The organism is Streptomyces sp. YS-3 (genome assembly GCF_045257485.1).
In the GTDB taxonomy this organism is placed as follows: domain Bacteria; phylum Actinomycetota; class Actinomycetes; order Streptomycetales; family Streptomycetaceae; genus Streptomyces.
Map to the genome: position 1 here is coordinate 1 of NZ_JBJHPC010000984.1, position 1,444 is coordinate 1,444.

Annotated in this window: 1 protein-coding gene; it reads left to right on the forward strand. The window is 73.3% G+C overall.

Going from position 1 to position 1,444, the window contains the following annotated elements; all coding sequences use genetic code 11:
• Positions 1-150: 150 nt before the first annotated feature.
• Positions 151-1,444, forward strand: a 1,294-nt coding sequence (locus ACJA3G_RS36895) for a DNA polymerase III subunit gamma and tau (protein ID WP_406557376.1), incomplete at its 3' end; no start/stop codon positions are given.

Below are 1,444 nucleotides of genomic sequence, written 5' to 3' on the forward strand. Positions count from 1 at the left end.
GTGTAGGGGCGGGGCGGGGGCACAGCGGATCCGGTCGTGGTGGGTCGCACGGGAGCCGGACCCGGGCCGGACCGGGCGACAGGTCCCCGGGAACCCGTCGTCTGCCGCTCGCGGGGCCGGTTGTCAGTCCGCCCCGATAACCTCGTAGGTGTGTCGTCCCTTGCGCTGTACCGCCGCTACCGCCCGGAGTCCTTCGCCGAGGTCATCGGGCAGGAGCATGTCACCGACCCGCTGCAGCAGGCGCTGCGGAACAACCGGGTCAATCACGCGTACCTGTTCAGCGGGCCGCGTGGCTGTGGAAAGACGACCAGCGCGCGCATCCTCGCCCGGTGCCTGAACTGTGAGCAGGGGCCCACGCCGACGCCGTGCGGGGAGTGCCAGTCCTGCCGGGACCTCGCGCGCAACGGGCCGGGGTCCATCGACGTCATCGAGATCGACGCCGCCTCCCACGGTGGCGTGGACGACGCCCGTGAGCTGCGCGAGAAGGCCTTCTTCGGGCCGGCCGGCAGCCGGTACAAGATCTACATCATCGACGAGGCCCACATGGTCACCTCGGCGGGGTTCAACGCCCTGCTGAAGGTCGTCGAGGAGCCGCCGGAGCACCTGAAGTTCATCTTCGCCACCACCGAGCCCGAGAAGGTCATCGGGACGATCCGGTCGCGCACCCACCACTACCCCTTCCGGCTCGTGCCGCCCGGCACACTCCGCGAGTACCTGGGCGAGGTCTGCGGGCAGGAGGGCATCCCCGTCGAGGACGGCGTGCTGCCGCTCGTCGTGCGCGCGGGCGCCGGTTCCGTGCGTGACTCGATGTCCGTCATGGACCAGCTCCTCGCCGGCGCCGCCGAGGACGGTGTGACGTACGCCATGGCCACCGCCCTCCTCGGCTACACGGACGGCTCCCTCCTCGACTCCGTGGTGGACGCCTTCGCCTCCGGGGACGGCGCCGCCGCCTTCGAGGTCGTGGACCGGGTCATCGAGGGCGGCAACGACCCCCGCCGGTTCGTCGCCGACCTGCTGGAGCGGCTGCGGGACCTCGTCATCCTCGCCGCCGTGCCGGACGCAGGGGAGAAGGGGCTCATCGACGCGCCCGCCGACGTCGTCGAGCGGATGCAGGCCCAGGCCTCCGTCTTCGGCGCCGCCGAGCTCAGCCGCGCCGCCGACCTCGTCAACACGGGGCTGACGGAGATGCGCGGCGCCACCTCGCCCCGGCTCCAGCTGGAGCTGATCTGCGCGCGCGTGCTGCTGCCCGCCGCGTACGACGACGAGCGCTCGGTCCAGGCCCGGCTCGACCGGCTGGAGCGCGGCGCCCACTTCCAGGCGGGAGCGGGGGCCGGTCCCGCGATGGGATACGTGCCGGGCGCCGAGGCCCATCCGCCGATGCCGCCCACCGTCCAGGCCGGTCACGGTGCCGGGGGCCCCGAGGCCGCCCGGGCCGCCGCACGCG